This is a genomic window from Janthinobacterium amylolyticum (assembly GCF_051380655.1).
GTDB lineage: Bacteria > Pseudomonadota > Gammaproteobacteria > Burkholderiales > Burkholderiaceae_D > Janthinobacterium.
Genome location: NZ_JBNYXL010000006.1, coordinates 250,962 through 275,582 on the forward strand (window position 1 = coordinate 250,962; position 24,621 = coordinate 275,582).

Here is a 24,621-nt window from a genome sequence, read left to right on the forward strand (position 1 = left end):
CAGGAATGGCGGCGCCGCCAGGGTGCGCGGATGCGGCCCATCGTGACAGCATTGACGGGGGACTTTGTTGACATTGGACAAGTATCAAACGGCGGCGCATGGCGGGGAACGGCACGCCGTTGATGCGGCGCAAGCATGAGCTTGCCAGTGAAAAAAGCGCGCGCCGGCGGCGCTAGAATGGCTCGCGTGTTCCCTGCCTGCGCTTACTTTCCCAGCACATGGCGCTGGGGCAATTCCGTGTGGCCGAAATCCATCATGGTCCAGCGCCCGCCCCAGCGCAGGCCCACCGATTCGGCCGTCACGCCATATAAACGGTAGCCGCGCATGGCCCAAGCGTTTTTTTCAGAAATGATGAGTTTTCCGTCCAGCATGAATGCACAATCGGCTGCCAGGCCGTACTGGTGATAACTTTGAAACGCCCGGGCATTCGTCACGTTCGGGCCGGCCGCCGCCAGCTGGTTCTGGCGCTCCGGGCTGCGGTAGCCTTCCAGCAAGACCATGTCGTAGCCATGCACGTCTTTCATGATCTTAAATACCAGCAGCAAGCGTTGCGCGTAGTCGTGGTCGAGCAATTGCCAGTTGCGGCTGGCGCCGCCCAGCAGCGGACGCAGCTGCGTCACTTCCGCCGTGGAGAACAGCAGTGGCGGCAAGGTGGGCGGCGGCACCAGCTGCTCGCCCTTGAGCAAATCGCTGACCTGATCGTTGATGGCATGTTGCCGGTCCGCATAGCCGCGCAAGGCGATGCGGTCGCTGGAGAGCCAGGCCAGCACGGGCGGCACGGTGACCAGCAGCATGCCGGCCAGCGACAGCCAGCGGTGGCGCAGCAGCAACTGCCAGCCGCGCGCCAGGCCGGAACCCGTGTGCCGCTGCAGGCGCTGCCATTGCGCGCCGCCGCCCTGGTTCAGGCGCTGCGCCCGCCGCTGCAAACGCCAGCCCAGGTTGACCATGGTGTGCAGCAAGATGGCGCGGCCGCCGGGAAACAGCAGCAGCCAGCAGGCGAAACAGGCAAGCAGGAAATACATCAGGACCAGGGCGACGAACATGGGGCGCTCCGTGACGGGAATGGGCGGGGGCCGGAAAGCTTGCACGGCGGTACCGCCCATCGTAGGCGCCCGCGCATCGCATGAGCGCGGTTTACATCAAGTTCGACTCAGTTCGGAGGTGATATTTTGTCTTTACTAAACACCGGCGATGGCCAGCCGCGCGGACCAAACCTGCTGGCCAGCGCCGCCCCAGCCACGGCGACGGCCCCGGCCGAAGGCAACCGCATCCTGTCACAGCTTGAACATGGCGCTGCCGCGCCCGCCATATCGGCGGCGCGCTGGCGCCCTGGCTGGTGGCGCTGGGCAGCTGGTGGCGCCTGCCTGGCGGCGCTGGGCGTGGCCGTTTTTGGCTACGATCCGGCCAGCGCGCCAGAGCCTGCGCCTGTGCCCATCCCTGCCGTGGCGCGCCAGACGGCGGCCACGCCGGCGCTGCCGACGGCCCCGGCCGCGTCCCGCCAGCCGGCAGATGCCAGGCCGCACGCCGCCACCATCGTCAACGACGCGGGCCCGCCCGTGCCGGTAGCGACAACGCCGCCAGCCACGGCCGCGCCCACGCCGCGCAAGGCGCCGCCCGCGCGCCAGGCGGCCACGCGCGTGCCGGCATCGCGTCCTGTGACAGCGGCGCCAGGCGACAGCGACGTTGCCTTGCTGACAGCCATGGTGGCGCACGCGCAGCGCCAGGACGGCACAGCGGCGCCCGTGCGCGACGTGGTGCTGCGCCGGGAAGAAGAGGAAACGGCCAGCCTGCTGCAGCGCTGCAAGCAGCTGGGCGTGATCGAAGCCATGCTGTGCCGCTCGCGTATCTGTTCAGGCCGCTGGGACAGCGATCCCGCCTGCCACTGACGCTCTTCGGCGCTGGCGCTCAGGCGCGCTCGGACACTTCGATCAGGTTGTGGTCCGGGTCGCGCAGGTAGATGGAACGGATGGGCCAGTTGGCGCCCGTGCGGGCCACCGGCCCCTCTTCGATGGCCACGCCCAGGCTGGCCAGGCGGGCGATAAAGGCATCGAGCGGCACGGCGGCGATGAAGCACAGATCGAGCGAACCGGGCGTCGGCAGCGCGGCCTTGGGCAGGAATTCCTTGCCATGCTCGTGCAGGTTGATTTTTTGTGCGCCGAACCTGAAGGCGTGGCGCCCGGCACCGAAGGTTTCCAGCCGCACGCCCAGCACGCGCGTATAAAAATCGATGCAGGCGGCCTTGTCGCGGGTCGTCAGCACCAGGTGGTCCAGGCGATCAATCATGTTGTCCTCGGTTGAACAGGCGCGTCCATGCGCCCCCTTAAAAATCCATCCATCAGCGCCAGCAGCGCTTGCGGCTGTTCCTGGTGCGGCGTGTGGCCGCACTGCTCGACCATGGCCGGCATGGCGTTCAGCGCCCGCGCCACGATGCTATCGACTTGAGCCGCGCTGCCGTACTGGTCCTCTGTACCCTGCACCACCAGGGCCGGGCATTCGATGGACGGCAGCAGGTATTCGATGTTCCAGAACTGGAAGCCATAGCTGAGCCAAGTGTCGGACCAGGCCTTGAAGATGCTTGCCGTCTTGTCGCCATGGTATTTCGCCAGCGCGCGCAGCTTGCCCTCACCGAAGGCCGCGTCCGCCGTACGGATGCCGTCCAGGGTGACGTTTTCCACGAACACATGCGCCGCTTCGGTGATGATGCCGCGCAAGCGCGGCGGCTGCTGCGCCGCATAGATGAGAGCGATGCTGCCACCGTCGGAATGGCCGACAAGAAAATGGTCCTGGCCGGGGATCAGCGCGGCCAGCACCTGCGGCAGCTCGCCCAGCGCATAGTCGTGCAGGTAATGGATCCGGCGCCGCGCCGCCAGCGGCGACGACTGGCCATAGCCAAGGCGGTCATACACCAGGCCACGGCAGCCGGTGGCCTGGCAGAGCTGCGCGGGAAAATCCTTCCACATCGCGCAGCAGCCCAATCCCTCGTGCAGGAAGACCAGGCAGGGCCTGGCGGGATCACCCTCGATCAGCTCGTAATAGATATCGGTTTCGGCGCTCAGGTTCAGTATCGGCATAGGCCAGGCTCGCAAGGATTTCCGCATGGGCAGGATAGCGGGATCCATTGTGCCATTGTCCTGCCCGGCACGCGCGCCGCCCCTGAAAAATAGCTTGTTGGAAACGACCTTGCGACCTGCCCGTCCGCTGTTTGCGCCAGCACAAGATTGCAGTGCATTTCCGGCGTCCATCCGTACTTTAGGCCCTGGAGCGCGCCTAGAATGGGTCACTCCAACCACATGGAAACGACGGCTACCTTATCAGCCATGACGTGACACCGGCGTCACGCAACAGATAGGGCGTCTTGCCGCACGACGACAGGCGCGGCGTCCAAACTATCGATATGGAGTACATCATGGAAATGAAAGTGGGACAACAACACCAAACCGGCAGCAACCTGGCACTGGAAGAAACCGATGCGCCAATGGAACAGGAAGGCCAAAGCGCCCAAGGCGCCGCCGCCCAGGACCTGAACCTGAGCGCCGCCGCCTTCACCACGTATTACACGTGGACGGCCAACGGCGTGCATCCTTCGGTCAACTTCGCGAATGCCAACGTGAAAGCCAATTCGCGCGTGCTGCTCAACATCAGCGAATATGCCGCGACTCCGCAGGACCGTTTCATCGGCTCCGCGCGCATGGCCGTGTACAACATCGCCCCCTACAACGGCGGCTTCCGGGCGTGGGTGGATATCTCGTGGGGCAGCCCGCTCAAGGTGCGCTTCGACGTGTTTGTCGATCCCTGATGCGGGGCAATCCGCACCCTGCCTGCGGCCTGACGCCATCAGCGCCGCGGTGAGCGCCATCGGTCATCGGTGACGGCAGGAAGTACAGTGCGGAAAGCGCGTGTGGAAAACAAAAAGGGCCACGTGTTGCCACGTGGCCCTTTGCTGCTGCTTGTTCTGGCTCCCCGACCTGGACTCGAACCAGGGACCTGCGGATTAACAGTCCGTCGCTCTACCAACTGAGCTATCAGGGAAAGGAGGCCGAATTATATACGTCAACATTTCTCCTGTCCAGTTGCAATCCGCAGGGCGGCCGCAGACCGGCTGGCGGCGGCGATGCGCCGGGCACCCGGGGGTTGCCTCGCCTTGGCGCGGCGCATCCGGTTTGCGGCAGCGTGCCCGGCAGCGTGAACCACGCCTGCCCAGGCCTGGGGCAGCGCAAGCAGCGTAACCCGACGTAACCGTTCATTACGCCATACGGAGCAAGCACGCATCGAACGGCAGCGCCCGTCTGCGCGGCGTGGCGCAAGATAGTAGAATAACCTGGCCTTCGCAGCATGGAAGGCTGAACGGCATGCTGGCGGCGCGGGCATACTGCACCCTGCCCCGCCCGCATGCGCTTGCGAGGTCCATCCTCGCTCCTGGCTTACTGCTCTCACCTGACATGACCGAATCAAGCGCACCAGCGGTGGAAAAGCCCAATAGCGGCGACAGCTCGGCCGGGATTGCCGAGCATATGGCGGCGGCCATCGTGGCGCGCCAGCTGCCGCCCGGCACCCGGCTGCGCGAGGAAGCCCTGTGCCGCCTGTATGGCGTCAGCCGCACCAAGATCCGCGCCGCCCTGCTGATCCTGTCGAAAGATAAATTGATACGCATGGTGCCCGACAAGGGCGCCTTCGTCAGCCAGCCCACGGAGGCGGAAGCGCGCGACATCTTTGCCGCCCGCCGCGTCATCGAGGCGGCCCTGGCGCGCGAGTTCGTCGCGCGGGCCAAGGCGGCCGACTACCGGATGCTGGAGCGGCACCTGAGGGCGGAACGCCAGGCGCTGAACCACGCCACGCCGCTGCGTTCGCAACTGCTGGGCGACTTTCACGTGCTGCTGGCCGACATCGCCGGCAATGCCGTGCTGCGCGACATCGTGCGCGAACTGGTGGGGCGCAGCTCGCTGATCACCATGCTGTACCAGTCCGGCCACGATGCGGCCTGCTCGTGCGACGAACACGGCCGCTTTCTCGACGCGGCGCGCAGCGGCGACGCCGACCTGGCGGCACGTTTGATGGTGGAACACCTGGCGCACGTGGAAGCGGCCTTGCGCTTCGACGGCAAAGCCGGCGACGACAGGAAAGACCTGGTGGCGGCGCTGCTGATGTAGACGGCGCCAGCCAAAAAGGCCTCCCCTGCTGACGCACGGGAGGCCTTTTTCTCAAGCAATTCACTTGCCGGCGAGCCGGCTATTCGCCCACGCTACTCACCCAAGTAGATAAACTTGAACAGGAAGATGGCGGCGATGATGTAGGCCACCACGGACACCTGCTTGCCCTTGCCCGTCAGCAGTTTCAATACGGCATAGGTGATGAAGCCGAAGGCCACGCCGCTGGCCACCGAGTACGTAAATGGCATCATCAGCGCCGTGATGGCGGCGGGAATGCTTTCCGTGCTGTCATCCCAGTCGATATAGGTCAGCTCGCGCAGCATCAGGCACGCCACGTACAGCAGCGCGGGCGCCGTCGCATATGGCGGCACGGTGTGCGCCAGCGGGGCGAAGAACAGGCTGCCCAGGAACAGCAGTGCAACGGCCACGGCCGTCAAGCCCGTGCGGCCACCGGCCTGCACGCCGGCCGCGCTCTCGACGAAGGCGGTAGTGCTGGACGTGCCCAGGCAGGCGCCGGCGGCAATCGCCGTGCTGTCGGCCAGCAAGGCCTTGTTCATGCGTTCCATCTTGCCGTCTTTCAGCAAGCCGGCGCGGTTGGCCACGCCCATCAGGGTGCCCGTCGCATCGAACAGTTCGACCAGAAAGAACACCAGCACCACGTTGACGATGCCGATCGACAGCGCGCCCATGATGTCGAGCTTGAACAGGGTCGGCTCGATGGCCGGCGGCGCCGAGACGATGCCGTTGAACTGGTTGCCGCCGAAGAAGAAGCTGGCGATGGTGATGGCCAGAATGCCGATCAGGATGGCGCCCGGCACTTTCAGGCGGTCCAGCGCGACGATGATGAAGAAACCGAAAATGGCGAGGATGGGCGCGGCCTGGTGCAGGTCGCCCAGGGCGATGATGGTGGCGGGATTCGACACCACCACGCCAGCGCTTTTCAGGGAAATGATCGCCAGGAACAGGCCGATACCGACCGTGATGGCCGTGCGCAGCGCGGGCGGGATGCTGTTGATGATCATCTCGCGCACCTTGAACAGGCTCACCAGGATGAACAGGCAGCCGGAAATGAAGACGGCGCCCAGCGCCACTTCCCAGCTCATGCCCATACCCTTGACCACCGTGTACGAGAAATACGCATTCAGGCCCATGCCCGGCGCCAGCGCGATCGGATAATTCGCGTACAGGCCCATGATCAGGGTGCCGATGGCGGCCGCCAGGCAGGTGGCGACAAAGACGGAGTCTTTCGGCATGCCGGCGTCGCCCAGGATGGACGGGTTGACGAAGATGATGTAGGCCATCGTCAGGAATGTGGTCAGGCCGGCCAGCAGCTCCGTGCGCACATTGGTCCCGTTGTCCTTCAATTTGAAATAGCGTTCCAGGAACTGCATGATTAACCCCTTGATTTGGTAGAACCGGGCGCCTGCGTGTGGCCAGTGCGCCTCTTTTTATTGCTTGCTGCCCATGCGGCTATTTGCCCGCGGCGCCGGCCGGCTTGAACGCCCACCAGCGGCTGCCGGCGAAATTCCACAGCAGGCCGATGCCGGTCGCCAGCACCTGCGCCAGCCAGTAGTACCAGCCCAGCTGGTGTACCAGCAGCCACATCAGGCCCGTGTTGATGCACCAGCCGATGGCCAGCAAGGTGAAATACTTGCCGGCCGCCTCGCCGTGGCCCTTGTCGCTTTTAAAGGTGAAAAAGTAATTGAGCAGGTAGTTGACGACGGAACCGAGGATATAGCCGATGCCGGAAGCAGCGGCGGCGCTGATGCCGGCCCATTCGACGCCGCTCCACAGCACGCTGTATTGCACGGCCGTGCCGGAAGCGCCGACGGCGGCAAAGCGCAGAAACTGGTGATGCAGGGCATGCGAGGTGGTCGAGGAAGACATGGTCAATTTTCAAATGGGCGATGGCGGGCCAGGCAAGAATAAAAAATGGCTACGATTGCTCGTAACCATTTTTCAGCCTGCATTTTACTGCAAGTTGCGCCCAGGGTTCAGATTCACGTCCGCCGGGCCGCTTGCGCCCGATGCTGGCGACGCCGGCGCAGCCACACAAACAGCACGATCAGCAGCAGGATGCCTACGCCGCCGGCGGGCAGCATGAACGGCTGCAGACGGGCCAGCACGGGCTTTTCGCCGCCGCTGCGCGCCTGCGCCACGTACGCGGGTGTGACGGACACGTCCGGGTTGCCATATTGCTTGAGCACATAGTTGGCGATGGAGGCGATCTGCTCGTCCGTCAGCGGCTGCACGTAGGAGCGCTGGTCGAAACGCGGCATGAAGGCTTCATGCTCCTCGCCTTCGATCTTGCGCTCGACGCCGAACAAAATGGCCGAGACCAGGTTGGCCGGCGTATTGCCGCCCGTCGCCGTATTGTGGAACAGGGCCGGATAGCCCTGCCCCGTGCTGCCGGCGCCGCTGGCCGAATGGCAGCTGGCGCAGTAGCCGGAAAACAGCACGGCGCCGCTGTTGAGCGAGTGATGCTCGGTAGAACCGGCCATGCCGCGCAATGCCGATTCTTCGCTGGCCGCGCTGCCATGGCTGAACGCCGCTTTCGTCTGCCCCGGCGCGCGCACGGGCGGCACCGTGCGCAAGTACGCCACGATGGCGGCCACGTCGTCGTCGCGCAAAAACTGCAGGCTGTTCTGGATGGCTTCGGCCATGCCGCCCGCCGCCTGCCCCTTGCCTTCCACGTGGCCCGTCTTCAGGTAAGCGGCGATTTCCGCATCCGTCCACCCGCCAATGCCGCTGACCTTGTCGGACGTGATGTTCGGTGCATGCCAGGAACCGAGCGAAGCGCCGGCCAGGGTCTGGCTGCCGATTTCCGCCATCAGCATATTGCGCGGCGTGTGGCAGGCGCTGCAGTGCGCGAGGCCTTCGGCCAAGTAGGCGCCACGGTTGATCTGCGCGCTCTTCGCCGGATCCGGCACGAAGCGTTTATTGTCGAGGAACAAGGTATTCCAGCCCAGCATCGACAACCGCACATTGAACGGGAATGGCAGGGCCGTCTGGCGCGCCGCCTCATCGACCGGTTTGACGGCCTGCATGAAGTAGTAATACAGGTCGCCCACGTCCGCGTCCGTCAGCATCGCATAGCTGGTGTAGGGCATGGCCGGGTACAGATGGCTGCCATCGGCGCGCACGCCTTCGCGCAAGGCGCGCGCAAAGTCGGCTTCGCTGTAGTGGCCGATACCGCCTTTTTTCGACGGCGTGATATTCGTCGCGTAAATCGTGCCCAGCGGCGAATCGATGGCATAGCCGCCTGCATACGGCTTGCCGCCGGCTGCCGTATGGCAGGCCATGCAATCGGCGGCGATGGCCAGGTAGCGGCCCCGCTCCAGGCGCGCATCGGGCTTGGCGGCGGCGGGCACGGCCGGGCGGTCCGGCGTCAGGGTGACGGGCGGCACCGCTGCGGCAGCGTGCGCGGCCAGCGGCATGCCGGCCGCCAGGGTCAGGCTCAGTAACAAATGGCGCATCATGCAGCCTCCCTTGCCAGGGTGCGGGCGATGTCGTCGGCCGCGCGCAGGCCCAGCGCGGCCATGCTGAGGGTGGTGTTGACCACGCTGGCCGAGGGCATGGCGCCGCCGCCGGGCAGCCACAGATTGGCGTGGTCGTGGGCGCGGCAATTGCCGTCGACCACGGAATCGGCGCGGTTGCTGCCCATGATGACGCCGCCCATGATGTGGTTGTTGGCGTTCAGGCTGTCGGTGATATGGAATTCCACGGCGCCGAACAGCTTGCCGATGTGCTCGAGCTGGGCATGCGCGGCCTTTGCGCCATTGCGCACATAGTCGCCCACATCGTAATAAATGTCCGGGCAGGCCAGGCCCAGCGGGTCCTTGCGCGTCTTGCTCAGGGTCAGGCGGTTGTGCGCTTCCGGCAGCGGCTCCAGGCTGATCGACAGGTCCACGCCAAAGGCGGCGCGGCGGCGGATCTCGTCGTCGAGGTCCTTGCCCACCAGGCCCAGCTTCAGCGACTGCTGCGTGGCCGGTCCGACCCTGGTGATGTTATTCAGGATCATCTTGTTGGCCGAATACTGGCTGCGGAAGGCGCCGTCGCGCGGGCCCACCAGGCAACTGCTCTGCGCGGGACCACGGCCCGTCCAGATCGGTTCATTGGCGAGGAAGGTACAGTGGAAACCGGAGTGGTCCATCATGTTGCGGCCCACCTGGTCGGAACTGTTGGCGATGCCGTTCGGGTTGTTCCGGTTGGCCGCCAGGAGTAAAAGGCGCGGCGTCTCGATGCCGTTGCAGGCAATCACGAACGCCTTGCCGGTAGCCATGTGCGACTGTTTCCTGGCGTCATACCAGTGCACGGCCGTCACGCGGTTGTTGTGGTCCGTGTCGATGCGGTAGACAACAGCCTCGGCCAGCACGCCCGCGCCCTTCAGCTCGGCCCGTTCCACATGGTGGATGCCGTTGTACATGGCGCCGATGGGGCAGATCGGCTGGCAGTTGTTGTTGCCGCAGCAGGTGGGACGGCCCTGCCACGGACGCGTCGAGCGGCCTTGCGGAATCGGCACGGAACGGTAGCCGTGCGGGTTGACCACTTCGGCAAAGCGCTTGTCGCCATAGCCCCAGGGCACCATGTCCATCGGGTAAGGCGCGCTGCGCTCGCTTGGCGACTGCAAGGCCGGATCGTTGGGGCCGGCCACGCCCATTTCCTGCTCGGCGCGGCAATAGTAGGGTTCCAGCTCGGCGTAGGAAATGGCCCAGTCGCGCCCGACGCCGTAATCGCTTTTCATGCGCATGTCGGACGGCAAATGGCGCCAGCACGACGCGGCCCAGTGCCAGGTGGTGCCGCCCACCGTGCGCAGATAGCCCTGCTGGAAACTGCTGCCGCTGGGGCCGGACAGTTCCACGTAGTTATTCTTCGGGAAATACAGGGGCGCGGGGGCGTTTTCCGCCTGCGGATACAGGCCCTGGAAGTCGGAACCGACACGGTTCTCGAATGGCATGTTGCGCCAGTTCTCCACGGCCTGCCCCCGTTCGATGCGCAAGCCCGCTTCCAGCATGATCACGGAATGGCCTTGCGCGGCCAATTGATCGGCCATCATGGCGCCGACCACGCCGGAACCGACGATGACGACATCGGCGACGACGTCGCCATTACTCTTGAATTGGGGTGATTTCATTTTGCTTGCTTGCCTTTGGTTTCGGGAGTGCCGGTGGTGGCCGGTGCGGGCACGGGTTTGGGCGCCACGGGCGCGGACACGCCCACGGCCGGCGGCGCCTTGAGCCACCACAGGGGGCCGTAGTTGCAGTACGTGGGCACGACCTGGCCATCAGCCACCGTGCGGTACATCAGCGCTTCCGCATAGGCGACGACGATGGATTTGCTGCCTTGCGCCGCATGGCCGGTGACGGTGCCCGTGTACCAGGCGGCCACGATGGCCAGCGCCAGTTCGCGCAGGCCCGCATCAGCGGCGGTGGCGGCCGCCAGCAAGGCCTTGGCTTCCTGGCCCGTGACGAGTAGCGCGCCCAGCCGTGGCAACTGTTCGGCGAAGCCGGGGACGTTGCTGCGCATGGCTTGCTCAATGCGCGCCGCCGTGCCGGCGGACAGATCGCGGTGGCCCGTGATCGTCTGCGACAAGGTGTAGAACAGCATGGTGGCGGGCGCCAGCCCGCTGGCCGGTGCACTGGCCGGCGCCGGCATGGCGGCCGACAGGGGATTGCTCCAGAAGCCGGCCTGGGCCAGCAAGGCGGCCAGACCGATCAGGACGTGGCGACGGCCGAGGCTGGGAAGCGAGGAAGGTGAAGCGGATGCTGCAGATGGTGCGTTGCCTGGATGATTCATGAGACGAGACTCCCGCAAGACTTATTGTTTTGTTGACTTGGATGGTTGCGTTAAATCGCATTTGAACAAATGCAATTCGTCTCGTCATTATCCTACATAAATAAATTGTTTGCCAATGTAGTATTACTACCGTGACAGTATGGCCCGCAGCGCAGGCCGCAGCGTTGCGCTGTGATGCCGTCTTAGCCCGGCGCGCCGGCCAGCTGGAACGCCAGGCCTGGCGAGCCGCCCAGGCGGTAGCGGAAGTCCAGCACGCTGCCGCCCGCCAGCAGCGGCTTGCCCGGCAGGGCCAGGGGCAGATTCAAGCTGCAGTCGTAATCGCCCAGCACGATGTCGCCATGCACGCGGATGCGCGTCAACAGGCGCGGCGCCCCGTCCAGCACGTCAGGCAAGCGGATGCGGGCGGCAGGCAGGCTGTCGCCCGTGTCGTCCTGCCAGGCACGCAGCGCGTCCGCGTCCAGGGTGAACAGGCGGCCCCAGTCGGCGCACGGCTCGCCCGGCTGGCGCCGCTCCAGGCCCAGGTGCACCGTCACTTCCGCCGGCAGCAGCGCCGCCGCAGGCGCCTGCGCGTGCAGGTTGCGCAGGATGGCCACCTGCGGCTCCTTGCCCAGTGCCGTGTTCATGGTTTCGCTGATGATCACGTCCGGCAAGGCGTCCGAGGGGATGTGGTAGCTGGCCGCGTCGGCGCAAATGCCAGCGCTGACATGGCCGTCCAGCCCCAGCTGCCCGATCAGGTCGCGCGCATACGCCAGGGTTTCGGCATGCACGTCGAGGATGGCGAACTGCACCTGACGGGCGCCCAGCACGGCCATCACCGGCAAGGCCAGCAGGGCGAACGGACCGCAGCCCGCATACAGCACGCGCACGGGCCGCGCCGCGTGCAGGCGCTGCCGTACGGCCTGCGCCAGCCCCTGGATGAAGGCGGCGCTGCGGTAAGGCTCGCGCGCGCACAAACCCGCCTGCACGGGGGAAATGGCCCAGCCGCTGGGCAGGAAACTTTCGCCATCGCGCAAACCGTCCTGGCGGTCCATCGGCAAGCGGGAATGCTGCTCGACCAGGTGGCGCAAGCGCACCGTCTCGCCGACCAGACTCTCCAGCGAACGCCGCGGATCGCTCAAGGCTTGCGCGATGCTGGCCAGTTCCGCTTGTGCCGGCGTCATGCGCGGCTCCGCAGGTTCGCTGGCGTGGACACACGATTCATGCTTGTCTCCTTGAAATGATTGCAAGTGCGCTTGAAAATTGGCAGCATAGCAAACAAGCGCACCCGCATGTATCCACCAAGCACGCACAACCGGAGCATCAATGTCTACCTTGCCGTTTCCCTTCCTCACCGCCCTGCCCGCCCCGTATGCATTGCGGCTGCAGCGCGACGACGACGAGGCCTTTGCCGCCGCACTGTACAGCTCCACGCGCGACGACTTGCGCCAGATGCCGGCCCCGCCCGCCATGATCGAACAGCTGATCGCCATGCAGCGGCGCATGCAGTCGCACGGCTACCGCCAGGCGTTTCCACACGCCGCCTATCTGGTGCTGCAGCATGGCGACACGCCCATCGGCAGGCTCGTCATCGAGCGCCGGGATGCATTGCTGCGCCTGGTCGATATCGCCATCGTGCCGGCGGCGCGGGGCCAGGGCGCGGGCGGCGCCGTGCTGCGCGGCCTGCAGGCGCTGGCCGATGCGGAACAGCTGCAGATCCACCTGGGCGTCAACCGCAACAATCCGGGCGCGCGCAAGCTGTATCTGCAGCTGGGATTTCGCGTGCAGGCGCAAGACGAGGTGCAGGAACAGCTGGTCTGGAGTGCGCCTTGATGCCGGCGCCCGCCGCGCCCAGCACCTGGCTGCGGCTGCCCCTGTCCTTCGACGTGGCGCGCCTGCAGGAAGAAAGCGGCCAGTTCGCCGGCGCCGACTGGATCAGCCATTTCAATACCGATGCCTATGAAAACGGCTGGAGCTGCCTGCCGCTGCGCGCCCCCGGCGGCGATGCGCGCCACATCATGCCCATCGATGGCGCCGCCTATGCCGCCACGCCGCACCTGGCGCGCAGCCCCTACCTGCGCGAAGTGATCGCCAGCTTTGCATGCGAGACGCGCGCCGCGCGCCTGATGGCCCTGGCACCGGGCGCCGTCATCCACGCGCACCGCGATGCGGGCACGTCACTGACGGATGGCCTGACGCGCCTGCACATCCCCATCCACACCTCGCCCCAGGTGCTGTTCAGCATTGATGGCGAGGCCGTGCATTTCACGGCAGGACACGCCTGGTACATGGATGCCAGCTGCCTGCATGCCGTGCACAATCGCAGCGCCGCGCCGCGCATCCACCTGGTGCTCGACTGCGTCACCAATGGCTGGCTGGCAGCGCTGTTCGCGCGTGCCGGCTTCGTGCCGAAGCCGGCGCACAAGTATGGCGACCCCGGCATCCACGATGGCAATGTGCAGGCCGTCATCGCCCAGCTGCGCCTGTCCCCCCTGCCTGCCAGCCAGGCCCTGGCCAGCGAACTGGCGGCGCTGGCCGGCAGCGCGGCATGAGCGCCGGCCACGGCCTGACCCAGCAGGAAGGCTTGCTGGCCAGGGGCGCCGTCGTACCCTGGCAGGCGGGCATGGACATGCGCGGCTGGTATCCGCTCTTTGCACAGCGCGACGCGCGGACGGGCGAGGTGTCCGTGTGCTGGCGCGACCTGGGCCAGTTGCCGTTCAGCGAGCCGTTCTTCGTCAACACCCTGGCGCGCCAGCCCCACGAGGAGCGCCGCGTCTGCCACACGCCGCTGGCAGCCCTCGCCACCTTCGACGATGGCCTGTCGCCCGACGCCTTCATCTTCCACGTCTCGCGCTGCGGCTCGACCCTGCTGACGCAATTGCTGGCAACCTTGCCGCAGTGCGTGGTGCTGTCCGAGCCGCCCGTGATCGACTCGCTGCTGCGCCTGCATCACGATGACATGCCCGCCGGCGACAGCATCGCCCTGCTGCGCCAGGCCATGCTGGCATTGGGCCAGCGCCGCACGGGCGGGGAGACGCATTGCTTCATCAAGTTCGATTGCTGGCACATCCACAACCTGGCCTTGCTGCGCCAGGCGTTTCCCGACACGCCCTGCCTGTTCCTGTACCGCGAACCACAAGCCGTGCTCGCCTCGCACCAGCGCCAGCGGGGACCGCAGATGATCCCAGGCATGCTGCACCCTGCCCTGCTGCCGCTGCCCGTCCACCAGCTGGCCCCGGGCGACCATGACGGCTATGCGGGCGTGGTGCTGTCCAGCCTGTTGGCGGCTGCCCGGCCGCACGCCGCCGCAGGACAGCTGCAGTTAATTAACTACAATCAATTGCCGGACATGGCATGGGACCAGCTGCTGCCGCGCCTCCGCATCACAGTGACAGCCGGGCAGCTGCAAGCGATGCGCGAACGGGGCGGCGTGCACGCGAAATACGGCACGGCATTCCACGGCGACACGCCACCCCGCACGGCAAGCGGCTTGCCCGGCATCGCGGCGCAACTGCAGGCGGGGTATCAGGCGCTGGAAGACTTGCGCCTGGCATCAAGCTAGCGCGCGGCAGCGCCTTCGGCGGCAGCGGCGCCTGCATTATCCTGCCGCCACTTGCGCACCATGTCATTGCTGACGTCGCGGTCATAGCACAGGGGTGCATAACCGCCCTTCCGGCTCCACGCACTGCGCGCGCCGCAGGCGCTGCCATTCCTGGCGGCATTGTAGGGGCATGGGCAGCGGCCCGGATAGGCGGCAATCGACTCGGCGATCATCAGCTGGCGGATTTTCGCTTCCGATGGCGGTTGGCGCCCCTGACCACCGGCAAGTGGCGCGTAGGCGGTGCCAGCCATCAGCAACAGCGCCAGGGCGCAGAGATTTTTCATGGGGGAATTCTTACTCAAGCAAGGGACACTGGGCGTGCCTGCGAGTATGACAGATGCTTTTGAACAAATTTGCGCGCAATGTCACGGGCAGCATGGCCGCCAATGCAAAAAGCCCAGCCGGATAAGGGCTGGGCTTTCTGCTACTGCGTGTTCTGGCTCCCCGACCTGGACTCGAACCAGGGACCTGCGGATTAACAGTCCGTCGCTCTACCAACTGAGCTATCAGGGAAAAGAGGCCGCATTTTATAGGGCAATTTTTCAACTGTCCAGATCTTCCCTGCAAAATGTGGATTATTTTTCCCTCATGAATGCCGCCGTCGCTCAGCCAGGAGTTTCCTGCGGGTGATAATCAAACACCAGCACCCTGCCCAGCCAAGGCTTGAGCAGCTCGACAAAAGCCAGGTGCGCCGGATGCGTCAGGTAGATATCGCGCGCGGCAGCGCCATCGAAGGTAAGTGTAAAGCAATCCGTAAAACCGTCGTCGAGGCCTTCCGGGCTGACATTCGGCCCCCACTCAAATTGCAGCACGCCGGGAATGCGGTGTTTCAGCTGCGAAAATTCATAGACCAGCTCGGCATGCCTGGCAGGAGTCAGCTCATCAAGAAAGTCACACAGGACGATATGGCGCAAGGCGGTGGCACAGGTCATGGCGGGAGTTCTCCTATCGGGATGCGTTCAGGATAACGCAAAACACCGAAACACACCGGCGGGCCACTGTTGCCGGGGTGGAAAACAAAAAAGGCCATGTTTTTCAACATGGCCTTCCGAATTCTGGCTCCCCGACCTGGACTCGAACCAGGGACCTGCGGATTAACAGTCCGTCGCTCTACCAACTGAGCTATCAGGGAAAAGAGGCCGTATTATATAGGGCGAACTTGCACTTGTCTAGATTTCCATAGGGAAAATCTTATCTTGCCTCCCACCGATACCGCTGGCAGGAAACAAAAAAGGCCACGTTTTTCAACATGGCCTTTCGAATTCTGGCTCCCCGACCTGGACTCGAACCAGGGACCTGCGGATTAACAGTCCGTCGCTCTACCAACTGAGCTATCAGGGAAAAGAGGCAATATTATATGTCGTTTATTCCGTATGTGCAAGACTGATACACCATCATGCCAAACACGGCCATCGCCGACTTTCTACCGCCATCAGCGCCGCACTTGCATGCAGCGCCGAAGAAGCAAGATCTTAAAGCACTTTGGCGATCGCGTCAATCACGATGTCGATATTGCGCGAATTCAATGCTGCCACGCAGATGCGGCCCGTGTCGACGGCGTAGATCGATTGCTCGCGCAGCGACGCCACCTGCTCCTTGGTCAGACCGGAGTACGAGAACATGCCGATCTGCTGGCGCACGAATTCGAAATCGTGGCCTGGCGCCTTGGCTTTCAGTTTTTCCACGAAGGCATTGCGCATTTCGCGGATGCGCACGCGCATGCCGGCCAGTTCCTCTTCCCACAGCTGGCGCAGTTCCGGCGTGGCCAGCACGGTGGCGACGACCTTGCCGCCGTGTACTGGCGGGTTCGAGTAGTTGGTGCGCACGACACGTTTCAATTGCGACAGCAAACGGGCCGCTTCGTCGGCGCTGGCGGCGACAACGCTCAGGGCGCCCACGCGCTCGCCGTACAGCGAGAACGATTTCGAGAACGAGTTCGACACCAGCAGCGGGCCGCCCGCGTCGGCGAAGCGGCGCACCACGGCGCCGTCTTCGGCGATGCCGTTGGCGAAGCCTTGATACGCCATGTCCAGGAACGGCACCAGGCCGCGCGAGGTCACCACGCTGATGATCTGATCCCACTGGGCCACGCTCAGGTCGGCGCCTGTCGGGTTGTGGCAGCAGGCGTGCAGCACGACGATTGAGCCGGCTGGCATGGCGTTCAGGCTGGCCAGCATGCCGTCGAAGTTCACGCCGTGGGTGGCGGCATCGTAGTAGCTGTAGTTATTCACGACGAAACCGGCGTTTTCAAACAGCGCGCGGTGGTTTTCCCAGCTTGGGTCGCTGATGTAGACTTGCGCGCCCGGCGCGAAGCGCTGCAGGAAGTCGGCACCGATCTTCAGTGCGCCCGTGCCGCCGATGGCTTGCACGGTGACGGCGCGGCGCTCTTGAATTACGGCGCTATCGGCGCCAAATACGAGTTCTTGCACAGCCTTGTCGTAGGCGGCAAGGCCTTCGATAGGCAAGTAGGTGCGTGGGGCTGCCTGTTCGATCAGGATGGCTTCCGCCTTGCGTACGCAAGCTAACAGAGGCACCTTGCCGTTGTCGTCATAATAGACGCCAACGCCCAGATTGATTTTGGCGGGATTCTGGTCCGCGTTAAATGCTTCGGTGATGCCCAGGATCGGGTCGCGTGGGGCCATCTCGATGGCGCTAAACAGACTGGCAGAAACAGTTGGGTTCGTCATGATAAGATTGGATTCGATTGGAAGCAGGTTCACAGCGGAGTTGTAGACAGCGCCCCAAATACAACGCCAGGGCCGCCAGCAGAGCACTATTCTAACAAAGGTCTGATTCACATGCCCGAATTATCTACCGCCAGCGAGGCGGAAAGCGCAATTATCTCTTTCCCGGACTCCCCCTTCAAGCTGCACCAGCCCTTCCCTCCGGCCGGTGACCAGCCGACGGCGATCGCCCAATTATCCGAGGGGATTTCCGATGGCCTGGCCTTCCAGACCCTGCTGGGCGTGACCGGTTCGGGCAAGACCTACACCATGGCCAACGTCATCGCGCGCATGGGCCGTCCGGCCATCGTTTTCGCCCCGAACAAGACCCTGGCGGCGCAGCTGTACAGCGAGTTCCGCGACTTTTTCCCGCAGAATGCGGTCGAATACTTCGTCAGCTACTACGACTACTACCAGCCGGAAGCCTACGTGCCGCAGCGCGACCTGTTCATCGAAAAGGACTCGTCGATCAACGAGCATATCGAACAGATGCGCCTGTCGTGCACCAAGTCGCTGATGGAACGGCGCGACGTCATCATCGTGGCCACCGTCTCGGCCATCTACGGTATCGGTAACCCGAACGAATATCACCAGATGATTTTGACGTTGCGTGTAAAAGACAGGGTCGCCCAGCGCGACGTCATCGCGCGCCTGATCCAGATGCAGTACACGCGCAACGAAGTCGATTTCGGCCGCGGCACCTTCCGCGTGCGCGGCGATACCATCGACATCTTCCCCGCCGAGCATGCGGAGCTGGCCGTGCGCCTGGAAATGTTCGACGACGAGATCGAATCGATCCAGCTGTTCGACCCGCTGACGGGCCGCGTACGGCAAAAGATCCCCCGCTTCACCGTGTATCCGGGTTCGCACTATGTAACGCCCCGCTCCACCGTGCTGCGCGCCGTGGAAACCATCAAGGACGAGCTGCGCGAGCGCCTGGAGTTTTTCCGCAAGGAAAATAAACTGATCGAGGAACAGCGGCTGGAACAGCGCACGCGCTTCGACCTGGAAATGATGGCGGAAATCGGTTTTACGAAAGGCATCGAGAACTACTCGCGCCACCTGTCCGGCGCCTTGCCGGGCGAACCGCCGCCGACCCTGGTCGACTATCTGCCGCCCGACGCCCTGATGTTCCTCGACGAGTCACACGTGCTGACGGGCCAGCTGAGCGCCATGTACAACGGCGACCGTTCGCGCAAGACGAACCTGGTCGATTACGGCTTCCGCCTGCCGTCGGCGCTCGACAACCGGCCCTTGAAATTCGAGGAATTCGAACAGAAGATGCGCCAGACCGTGTTCGTCTCGGCCACCCCGGCCGAATACGAAAAGACGCATTCCGACCAGGTGGTCGAGCAGGTGGTGCGGCCCACCGGCCTGGTCGACCCGCAGATCATCGTGCGCCCGGCCAGCAGCCAGGTGGACGACCTGATGTCGGAAATCGTCGAGCGCATCAAGAAGGACGAGCGCGTGCTGGTGACGACCCTCACCAAACGCATGTCCGAGCAATTGACGGAATACCTGGGCGACCACGGCATCAAGGTACGCTACCTGCACAGCGATATCGAGACGGTGGAGCGCGTGGAAATCCTGCGCGACCTGCGCCTGGGCACCTTCGACGTGCTGGTGGGGATCAACTTGCTGCGCGAAGGCCTGGACTTGCCGGAAGTGTCGCTGGTGGCCATCCTCGACGCGGACAAGGAAGGCTTTTTGCGTTCCGAGCGCAGCCTGATCCAGACCATCGGCCGCGCCGCGCGTAACCTGAACGGCACGGCGATCTTGTACGGCGACCGCATCACGGACTCCATGCGCCGCGCCATCGACGAGACGGAACGCCGCCGCGCCAAGCAGATCGCCTTCAATACGGAGAACAACATCATCCCGATCGGCGTCAAAAAATCGATCCGCGAAATGATCGACGGCGTCTACAGCCCGCAGGAAGCGCGGGAAACCCTGCAAGTGGCGCAGGAAGCGGCGAAGTTCGAATCGATGAGCGAGAAACAGGTCAGCAAGGAAATCAAGCGCCTGGAAAAACTGATGGTCGACCACGCCAAGAACCTGGAGTTCGAAAAAGCGGCGCAGGTGCGCGACCAGCTGCACATCCTCAAGCAGCAGCTGTTCGGCGCCCCCGGCACCGACAATGTGGCGTCTATCCTTGGAAAATGAATACCACGCCATGCGTAGGTCGGATTAGGCCCTGCGGGCCGTAATCCGACAACATTGTTGGCGCTGGTGATGGTGTCGGATTACGCGGCCTTGCCGCTAATCCGACCTACGTGGCTGCATGCCTTCACGTCATCCGCATGGGGCGGCGCAGGTGCGCGACCAGCTGCAGATCCTCAAGCAGCAGCTGTTCGGCGCACCCGGCACCGACAATGTGGCGTCCATCCTTGGAAAATGAATACCACGCCATGCGTTGGTCGGATTAGCTGGCCACCAGGCCAGCGTAATCCGACAACATTGTTGGCGCTGGCGATGGTGTCGGATTACGCGGCGTACCGCCGCTAATCCGACCTACGCGGCTGCATGCCTTCACGTCGTCCGCGTGGGGCGGCGCAGGTGCGCGACCAGCTGCACATCCTCAAGCAGCAACTGTTCGGTGCACCCGGCACCGACAATGTCGCATCGATACTGGGCAAATAAACCATGCGTAGGTCGGATTAGCTGGCCACCAGGCCAGCGTAATCCGACAACATTGTTGGCGCTGGTGGTGTCGGATTACGCGGCTTCATGCCTTCACGTCATCCATGTAAGCGCGAATGATGGCGGCGAAATCCGCATCGGCCGTCAAGCCCAGTGCTTCGGCGCGGCTGGTATCCCAGGCGCCGGGCCAGCTCTTGACGATGCGCTCGATGGCGGCGTCTGGCGCGTAGCTGATGCGCTTTGTTACTTCGCTGCCGGCCACTGCTTCCAGCGCGGCGATCATCTTGCCCACGCTCACGCTCAAGCCCGGCAAGTTCACCGTGCGGCTGGCGCCGAACGCCTCGCCCGCCAGTTCGTGGCCGGCGATCAGCGAGGCGATGGCGCCGCGCGGCGACAGCAGCCACAGACGCAGATCGGTGGACACGGGGCACACGGCCGCCTCGCCATTCAGCGGTTCGCGGATGATGCCGCTGGCGAACGAAGATGCCGCCTTGTTCGGTTTGCCCGGGCGCACGCTGATGGTCGGCAGGCGCAGCACGCGGCCATCGACAAAGCCGCGCCGGCTGTAATCGTTGAGCAGCAATTCGCCGATGGCTTTTTGCGCGCCGTACGACGACTGCGGGTTCAAGGCCGTCGTATCCTGCACCACATCCGGCAGCTTGCCGCCGTAGACGGCCACGGAACTGGTAAACACCACTTTCGGCTTGTGCCCCAGTTCACGGCAGATGTCGAGCAGCAGCCGCGACGCGTCCAGGTTGATGCGCATGCCCAGCTCGAAATCGGCTTCCGCCTGGCCGCTGACGATGGCGGCCAGGTGGAAGATCGATGTGGTCTGCGCGTCGATGGTGGCGCGCATCAAGGCGCCGTCGGCGATGTCGCCCGTGACGACTGTCACGCGCGCGTCGTTGAAGTCATGCGCGGCCACCACGTCGACCAGTACCAGCTCGCGTATCGTTTGCACCTGGCCGTGGCTGTCCGTCAGCTGGCCTTGCGCCAGCAACTGGCGCGCCAGGCGCTGGCCCAGGAAACCGGCGCCGCCGGTAATCAGTACTTTCATTTTCATGCTCCTTGTTTGTTGTGGTATGCGGCCAGCCAGCCCAGGCCATCCTCGGTGCGCCCGCGCGGACGGTATTCGCAGCCGATCCAGCCCTCGTAGCCCAGTTCATCCAGCAGGGTGTACAGATATGGGTAATTGACTTCGCCATCGTCCGGTTCATTGCGCGCCGGGACGCTGGCGATCTGCACATGGCCGATGCCATCGAAGTTGTTCCTGAACGTCATGGCGATATCGCCCTCGACGATCTGCGCGTGATAAAAATCCATCTGCACCTTGACGTTGGGCTGGCCCGACTCCAGGCGCAGCGCGTGGCCCTGCGCCTGCGTGACAAGGAAGTAGCCAGGCATGTCGCGGCCGTTGATCGGCTCGATCAAGAGTTCGATGCCATGCTGGCCCACGGCCCTGGCTGCGTACTGCAGGTTGGCCAGGTAGGTGGCGCGGTGCAGGTTGACGTCGGCACCGACGGGCAGCAGTCCCGCCATCATGTGCACGCGCGGGGTGCCCAGCGCCAGCGCATAGTCGATGGCGCGCGACACCCCAAGCCGAAATTCTTCTTCGCGGCCGGGCAGCGAGGCGATGCCCCGCTCGCCTGCCGCCCAGTCGCCCGGCGGCAGGTTGAACAGCACATTTGTCAAACCGTGCTGGCGCAGCCAGCCGGCCACTTCCTGCGGCGCGTGGTCATACGGAAAAAGGAATTCGACGCCTTTAAAACCCGCTTGCGCGGCGGCGGCAAAGCGCTGCGGGAACGGCACTTCGTTGAACATCATGGTCAGATTGGCGGCAAAGCGGGGCATGCGGGTCTCCTGGATCTCTTATATGTCGAGTTTGAATGTGTGTTTCAGGTCGGCGATCTGCGCCGCGTCGAGCGGGCGCGTGGGCACGTCGCGCAGCAGCAGGAACAGCTTGGCCGTCTCTTCCAGTTCCTCGGCCGCATACACTGCCGCTTCCAGGCTGCTGCCCGAGACGACGGGACCGTGATTGGCCAGCAGCACGGCCGAATGCTTGCGCGCCATGGCGCTGATGGCGCCGGCCAGCGCCGGGTCGCCCGGACGGTGATACGGCACCAGAGGCAGGCGCCCCACCTTCATCACAAAGTAGGGCGTGAGGGGCGGGATGCAGTCGTCATGGTTCAAGCCGCACATGCACGACACGGCAGCCGAGTGCGTCGAGTGCAAGTGCACGATGGCGCCCGCGCCGCGCCGCTCCGCGTACATGGCGCGGTGCAGGAACGCCTCTTTTGATGGCGGCGCCCCGCTGATCAGCTTGCCGTCCCAATCGAGCTTGGACAATTGCGCTGGATCGAGCCGTCCCAGGCTGGCATTCGTCGGCGTGAGCAGCCAGCCGTCATCCAGGCGCACGCTCAGGTTGCCGCTGCTGCCCGCCGTCAGGCCACGCTCGTACAGCGACTTGCCGAAGTCGACGATCTGCTCGCGCTGGCGCGATTCGCTGCTGCTCATGCCAGCACCTGCCACGCTTTGCTGAAGAAATCGACCGTGCCGAAATTGCCGGACTTGAGCGCCAGCGCCAGCGGCGCCGCGCCATCGTCACCCAATGCAGGCAAGGCTTGCGTCCACGGCACGCCAGGGTCGATTTCGGGGCCGATGCGCAAGCCCGCCACGCCCAGCGCTTTCACCACCGCACCCGAGGTTTCGCCGCCGGCGACGATCAACTGTCCCACGCCCAGGCGCACCAGGCCTTGCGCGATGGCGGCCAGGGTTTCCTCGACGAGCGCGCCGGCCCGCTCCACGCCCAGCTGCGCCTGCACGGCGCGCACGGCATCCGGCGTGGCCGTGGCATAGATCAGCACAGGACCTTGCGCCAGTTGTGCGCCAGCCCAGGCCAACGCCTGCTCCACCACGGCGTCGACCACCTCGCCGCCGGCCGCCAGCTGCAGAGGGTCGACGTGGAACGAAGGGACCAGTTCACGCAAATGCGCCACCTGCTGCTGCGTGGCCACCGAGCAGCTGCCCGAGATCACGGCGCGCAGGCCTGTCGGCGGCGGCAGGCGTCCCGCCTGGCTGGCGGGCGATGGCGCCAATTGCCCCCGCTGGCGGAAATTCTGCGGCAGTCCCAGCGCAATGCCGGAGCCGCCCGTGATCAGCTTCAAGTCCGCGCAGGCGGCGCCGATGGCTTCCAGGTCGCGGTTCGAGACAGCATCGACGACGGCGAAATGGCAGCCCTGGCCGCGCAAGTCCGTGAAGCGCTGGGCGATGGCGGCGGCGCCCTTCTCCACCACGCCGTAGTCGGCCAGGCCCACCTTGCCTTGCACCTGCTGCTGCAGCACGCGCACCAGGTTTGAATCCGTCATCGGCGTCAGCGGATGCTCGCGCATGCCTGATTCGGCCAGTGGCACGTCGCCGACAAACAGGTTGCCCTTGTAAATGGTGCGGCCGTTGGCGGGGAATGCCGGGCAGGCGATGGTGAAATCCGTGTCCAGCGCCTGTATCAGCGCCTCGGCCACGGGACCGATATTGCCGCGTGGCGTGGAGTCGAAGGTGGAGCAGTATTTGAAGTAGAACTGCTTGCATCCGGCCTGCTGCAGCCAGCGCAAGGCCGCCAGCGATTCGGCCACGGCGTCCTCGGGTGCATTCGTGCGCGACTTGAGCGCGATGATGACTGCGTCGACGTCGGCCGGCGGCGGACCTTGCGGCACGCCGATCAGCTGCACCGTGCGCATGCCGGCCTTGACCAGCATGCCGGCCAGGTCGGTGCCACCCGTGAAATCGTCGGCGATACATCCCAGTAGTACGGTCATGATGGTTCCTCTTGATTCAGTGATGCTTGCACCGGCAGGTCGATGCCCGGGAAAGTCTTGATGACGGCCGAGTCGTCCTCGCCGCCAAAACCTGCTGCCGACGCCTGCATGAACATCTGGTGCGCCGTGGCCGACAGCGGCAACGGGAACACGCTTTTTTTCGCGTAATCGAGCACGATGCCGAGATCTTTCACAAAAATATTCACGGCCGACAGCGGCGTGTAGTCGCCCTTCAAAATATGCGGCACCCGGTTCTGGAACATCCAGGAACTGCCGGCGCTGTTTGAAATCACTTCGTACAGCGCCTCCGGGTCGCAGCCGGCGCGCAAGCCCAGCGCCATCGCTTCGGCGGCGGCGGCGATGTGCACCCCGGCCAGCAGCTGGTTGATCATCTTGACTTTCGAGCCCTGCCCCGGCTGTTCGCCCAGGCGGTACAACTTCGCGCAGATGGCGTCGAAGATGCCGGCGCAGGCATCGAATGCCTCGGGCGCGCCGGCTGCCATCACGGACATCTCGCCGGCTTGCGCCTTGGCCGCGCCGCCGGAAATGGGCGCATCGATGAAGCGCAGCCCCATGCCTGCCAGGCGCGTGCCGAGCGCCTCGGCAAACTCCGGCGCCACGGTGGCGCAGGCAATCACCACGCTGCCCGGCGCCAGGGCGCTGGCCGCACCCTGCTCGCCAAACAGCACGGCTTCCGTCTGCTGTGCGTTGACGACGACGATCAGCAAGGCTTGCACCTGCGCCGCCAGCGCGGCCGGCGACTGCGCCGCATGGGCGCCCTTGTCTGCCAGCGCTTGCACGGTCTCGTGACGCACGTCGCAGGCATGCACCTCGAAGCCGCTGCGCAGCAGGGATTGGGCGATGCCCATGCCCATGGCACCCAGGCCGATCACACCTACTTTTTTGATTGCTACGTTCATCTGCTA

At 64.7% G+C, this 24,621-nt stretch carries 24 protein-coding genes and 4 tRNA genes; 7 read left to right on the forward strand and 21 right to left on the reverse strand.

Features of this window, described 5'->3' with window-relative positions:
• Window positions 1-203: 203 nt before the first annotated feature.
• Window positions 204-1,043 carry a M15 family metallopeptidase gene (locus tag ACQ4WR_RS14795; RefSeq protein ID WP_102299617.1) on the reverse strand — a complete coding sequence of 280 codons (840 nt, stop codon included), beginning with the start codon at window positions 1,041-1,043 and terminating at the stop codon, window positions 204-206.
• Window positions 1,044-1,169: 126 nt separating this feature from the next.
• Between ACQ4WR_RS14795 and ACQ4WR_RS14800 the strand changes: the two genes are divergently transcribed.
• On the forward strand, window positions 1,170-1,886 hold the full coding sequence (locus ACQ4WR_RS14800; RefSeq protein WP_436488117.1) for a hypothetical protein: 717 nt from the start codon (window positions 1,170-1,172) through the stop codon (window positions 1,884-1,886).
• Window positions 1,887-1,905: 19 nt separating this feature from the next.
• Here ACQ4WR_RS14800 and ACQ4WR_RS14805 read toward each other — a convergent pair whose 3' ends face one another.
• Both ACQ4WR_RS14805 and ACQ4WR_RS14810 read right to left on the reverse strand, forming a co-directional pair.
• Window positions 1,906-2,283, reverse strand: a complete 378-nt coding sequence (locus ACQ4WR_RS14805; protein WP_436488118.1) for a VOC family protein — start codon at window positions 2,281-2,283, stop codon at window positions 1,906-1,908.
• Window positions 2,280-3,071, reverse strand: a complete 792-nt coding sequence (locus tag ACQ4WR_RS14810; RefSeq protein ID WP_102299066.1) for an alpha/beta fold hydrolase — start codon at window positions 3,069-3,071, stop codon at window positions 2,280-2,282. The genes ACQ4WR_RS14805 and ACQ4WR_RS14810 overlap by 4 nt, the downstream gene beginning before the upstream one ends.
• Before the next feature lie 335 nt (window positions 3,072-3,406).
• Between ACQ4WR_RS14810 and ACQ4WR_RS14815 the strand changes: the two genes are divergently transcribed.
• Window positions 3,407-3,796: a hypothetical protein gene (locus ACQ4WR_RS14815; RefSeq protein WP_258003203.1), complete on the forward strand. Its 390-nt coding sequence runs from the start codon at window positions 3,407-3,409 to the stop codon at window positions 3,794-3,796.
• Between the two features lie 157 nt (window positions 3,797-3,953).
• Here the strand turns inward: ACQ4WR_RS14815 and ACQ4WR_RS14820 are convergent.
• Window positions 3,954-4,029: transfer RNA gene (locus ACQ4WR_RS14820), tRNA-Asn, on the reverse strand.
• Window positions 4,030-4,439: 410 nt separating this feature from the next.
• Here ACQ4WR_RS14820 and ACQ4WR_RS14825 point away from each other — a divergent pair.
• A complete protein-coding gene (locus ACQ4WR_RS14825) occupies window positions 4,440-5,147 on the forward strand; it encodes a GntR family transcriptional regulator (RefSeq protein WP_436488121.1) in 708 nt (235 codons plus the stop codon).
• Window positions 5,148-5,239: 92 nt separating this feature from the next.
• Here ACQ4WR_RS14825 and ACQ4WR_RS14830 read toward each other — a convergent pair whose 3' ends face one another.
• From ACQ4WR_RS14830 to ACQ4WR_RS14855, 6 genes are all read right to left on the reverse strand, one after another.
• Entirely contained in the window at window positions 5,240-6,538 is a 1,299-nt protein-coding gene (locus ACQ4WR_RS14830; protein ID WP_436488122.1) for an NCS2 family permease, read from the reverse strand.
• A gap of 79 nt (window positions 6,539-6,617) precedes the next feature.
• Window positions 6,618-7,034, reverse strand: a complete 417-nt coding sequence (locus ACQ4WR_RS14835) for a GtrA family protein (protein WP_102299073.1) — start codon at window positions 7,032-7,034, stop codon at window positions 6,618-6,620.
• 113 nt (window positions 7,035-7,147) lie between these two features.
• Entirely contained in the window at window positions 7,148-8,626 is a 1,479-nt protein-coding gene (locus tag ACQ4WR_RS14840; protein ID WP_436488124.1) for a c-type cytochrome, read from the reverse strand.
• Window positions 8,623-10,281: a GMC family oxidoreductase gene (locus ACQ4WR_RS14845; RefSeq protein WP_436488126.1), complete on the reverse strand. Its 1,659-nt coding sequence runs from the start codon at window positions 10,279-10,281 to the stop codon at window positions 8,623-8,625. The genes ACQ4WR_RS14840 and ACQ4WR_RS14845 overlap by 4 nt, the downstream gene beginning before the upstream one ends.
• Window positions 10,278-10,943 carry a sugar dehydrogenase complex small subunit gene (locus tag ACQ4WR_RS14850; RefSeq protein ID WP_436488128.1) on the reverse strand — a complete coding sequence of 222 codons (666 nt, stop codon included), beginning with the start codon at window positions 10,941-10,943 and terminating at the stop codon, window positions 10,278-10,280. The genes ACQ4WR_RS14845 and ACQ4WR_RS14850 overlap by 4 nt, the downstream gene beginning before the upstream one ends.
• 182 nt (window positions 10,944-11,125) lie before the next feature.
• Window positions 11,126-12,103, reverse strand: coding sequence for an SAM-dependent methyltransferase (locus ACQ4WR_RS14855; protein ID WP_436488129.1), 978 nt, complete (start codon window positions 12,101-12,103; stop codon window positions 11,126-11,128).
• A gap of 142 nt (window positions 12,104-12,245) precedes the next feature.
• Here ACQ4WR_RS14855 and ACQ4WR_RS14860 point away from each other — a divergent pair, with 142 nt between their 5' ends.
• From ACQ4WR_RS14860 to ACQ4WR_RS14870, 3 genes are read left to right on the forward strand one after another with little or no spacing between them, the layout of a single operon-like run.
• Window positions 12,246-12,752, forward strand: coding sequence for a GNAT family N-acetyltransferase (locus ACQ4WR_RS14860; RefSeq protein WP_102296681.1), 507 nt, complete (start codon window positions 12,246-12,248; stop codon window positions 12,750-12,752).
• Window positions 12,752-13,471: an aspartyl/asparaginyl beta-hydroxylase domain-containing protein gene (locus ACQ4WR_RS14865; protein ID WP_436488332.1), complete on the forward strand. Its 720-nt coding sequence runs from the start codon at window positions 12,752-12,754 to the stop codon at window positions 13,469-13,471. The genes ACQ4WR_RS14860 and ACQ4WR_RS14865 overlap by 1 nt, the downstream gene beginning before the upstream one ends.
• On the forward strand, window positions 13,468-14,481 hold the full coding sequence (locus ACQ4WR_RS14870; protein WP_436488130.1) for a hypothetical protein: 1,014 nt from the start codon (window positions 13,468-13,470) through the stop codon (window positions 14,479-14,481). The genes ACQ4WR_RS14865 and ACQ4WR_RS14870 overlap by 4 nt, the downstream gene beginning before the upstream one ends.
• Here ACQ4WR_RS14870 and ACQ4WR_RS14875 read toward each other — a convergent pair.
• The 6 genes from ACQ4WR_RS14875 to ACQ4WR_RS14900 form a co-directional block, all read right to left on the reverse strand.
• Window positions 14,478-14,804 (reverse strand): hypothetical protein, encoded by a 327-nt coding sequence (locus tag ACQ4WR_RS14875; protein ID WP_436488132.1) that lies wholly within the window; start codon window positions 14,802-14,804, stop codon window positions 14,478-14,480. The two genes, ACQ4WR_RS14870 and ACQ4WR_RS14875, sit on opposite strands and share 4 nt — an antisense overlap.
• A 153-nt stretch (window positions 14,805-14,957) precedes the next feature.
• Window positions 14,958-15,033: transfer RNA gene (locus ACQ4WR_RS14880), tRNA-Asn, on the reverse strand.
• Window positions 15,034-15,125: 92 nt separating this feature from the next.
• Window positions 15,126-15,452, reverse strand: a complete 327-nt coding sequence (locus ACQ4WR_RS14885) for a Dabb family protein (RefSeq protein ID WP_436488133.1) — start codon at window positions 15,450-15,452, stop codon at window positions 15,126-15,128.
• Between the two features lie 124 nt (window positions 15,453-15,576).
• Window positions 15,577-15,652, reverse strand: a tRNA-Asn gene (locus ACQ4WR_RS14890).
• Window positions 15,653-15,785: 133 nt separating this feature from the next.
• Window positions 15,786-15,861, reverse strand: a tRNA-Asn gene (locus ACQ4WR_RS14895).
• 131 nt (window positions 15,862-15,992) lie between these two features.
• Window positions 15,993-17,207, reverse strand: a complete 1,215-nt coding sequence (locus ACQ4WR_RS14900; protein ID WP_436488135.1) for an amino acid aminotransferase — start codon at window positions 17,205-17,207, stop codon at window positions 15,993-15,995.
• Between the two features lie 111 nt (window positions 17,208-17,318).
• Here ACQ4WR_RS14900 and uvrB point away from each other — a divergent pair, with 111 nt between their 5' ends.
• A complete protein-coding gene (gene uvrB / locus ACQ4WR_RS14905; protein ID WP_436488137.1) occupies window positions 17,319-19,406 on the forward strand; it encodes an excinuclease ABC subunit UvrB in 2,088 nt (695 codons plus the stop codon).
• Between the two features lie 562 nt (window positions 19,407-19,968).
• Here uvrB and denD read toward each other — a convergent pair.
• The 5 genes from denD to ltnD are packed head-to-tail and all read right to left on the reverse strand — an operon-like array spanning window position 19,969 to window position 24,615.
• Window positions 19,969-20,940 (reverse strand): D-erythronate dehydrogenase, encoded by a 972-nt coding sequence (gene denD / locus ACQ4WR_RS14910; protein ID WP_436488139.1) that lies wholly within the window; start codon window positions 20,938-20,940, stop codon window positions 19,969-19,971.
• Between the two features lie 2 nt (window positions 20,941-20,942).
• Window positions 20,943-21,734 carry a 2-oxo-tetronate isomerase gene (gene otnI, locus ACQ4WR_RS14915; protein ID WP_436488141.1) on the reverse strand — a complete coding sequence of 264 codons (792 nt, stop codon included), beginning with the start codon at window positions 21,732-21,734 and terminating at the stop codon, window positions 20,943-20,945.
• Between the two features lie 18 nt (window positions 21,735-21,752).
• Window positions 21,753-22,397, reverse strand: coding sequence for a 3-oxo-tetronate 4-phosphate decarboxylase (otnC, locus tag ACQ4WR_RS14920; protein WP_102296662.1), 645 nt, complete (start codon window positions 22,395-22,397; stop codon window positions 21,753-21,755).
• Complete coding sequence (otnK, locus tag ACQ4WR_RS14925; RefSeq protein WP_436488143.1) at window positions 22,394-23,695, reverse strand: 3-oxo-tetronate kinase; 1,302 nt, start codon at window positions 23,693-23,695, stop codon at window positions 22,394-22,396. The genes otnC and otnK overlap by 4 nt, the downstream gene beginning before the upstream one ends.
• The gene (ltnD, locus tag ACQ4WR_RS14930) at window positions 23,692-24,615 is read right to left on the reverse strand and encodes an L-threonate dehydrogenase (protein WP_436488145.1); all 924 of its coding nucleotides are present in this window, start codon (window positions 24,613-24,615) and stop codon (window positions 23,692-23,694) included. Before ltnD ends, otnK begins: the two co-directional genes overlap by 4 nt.
• Window positions 24,616-24,621 lie beyond the last annotated feature (6 nt).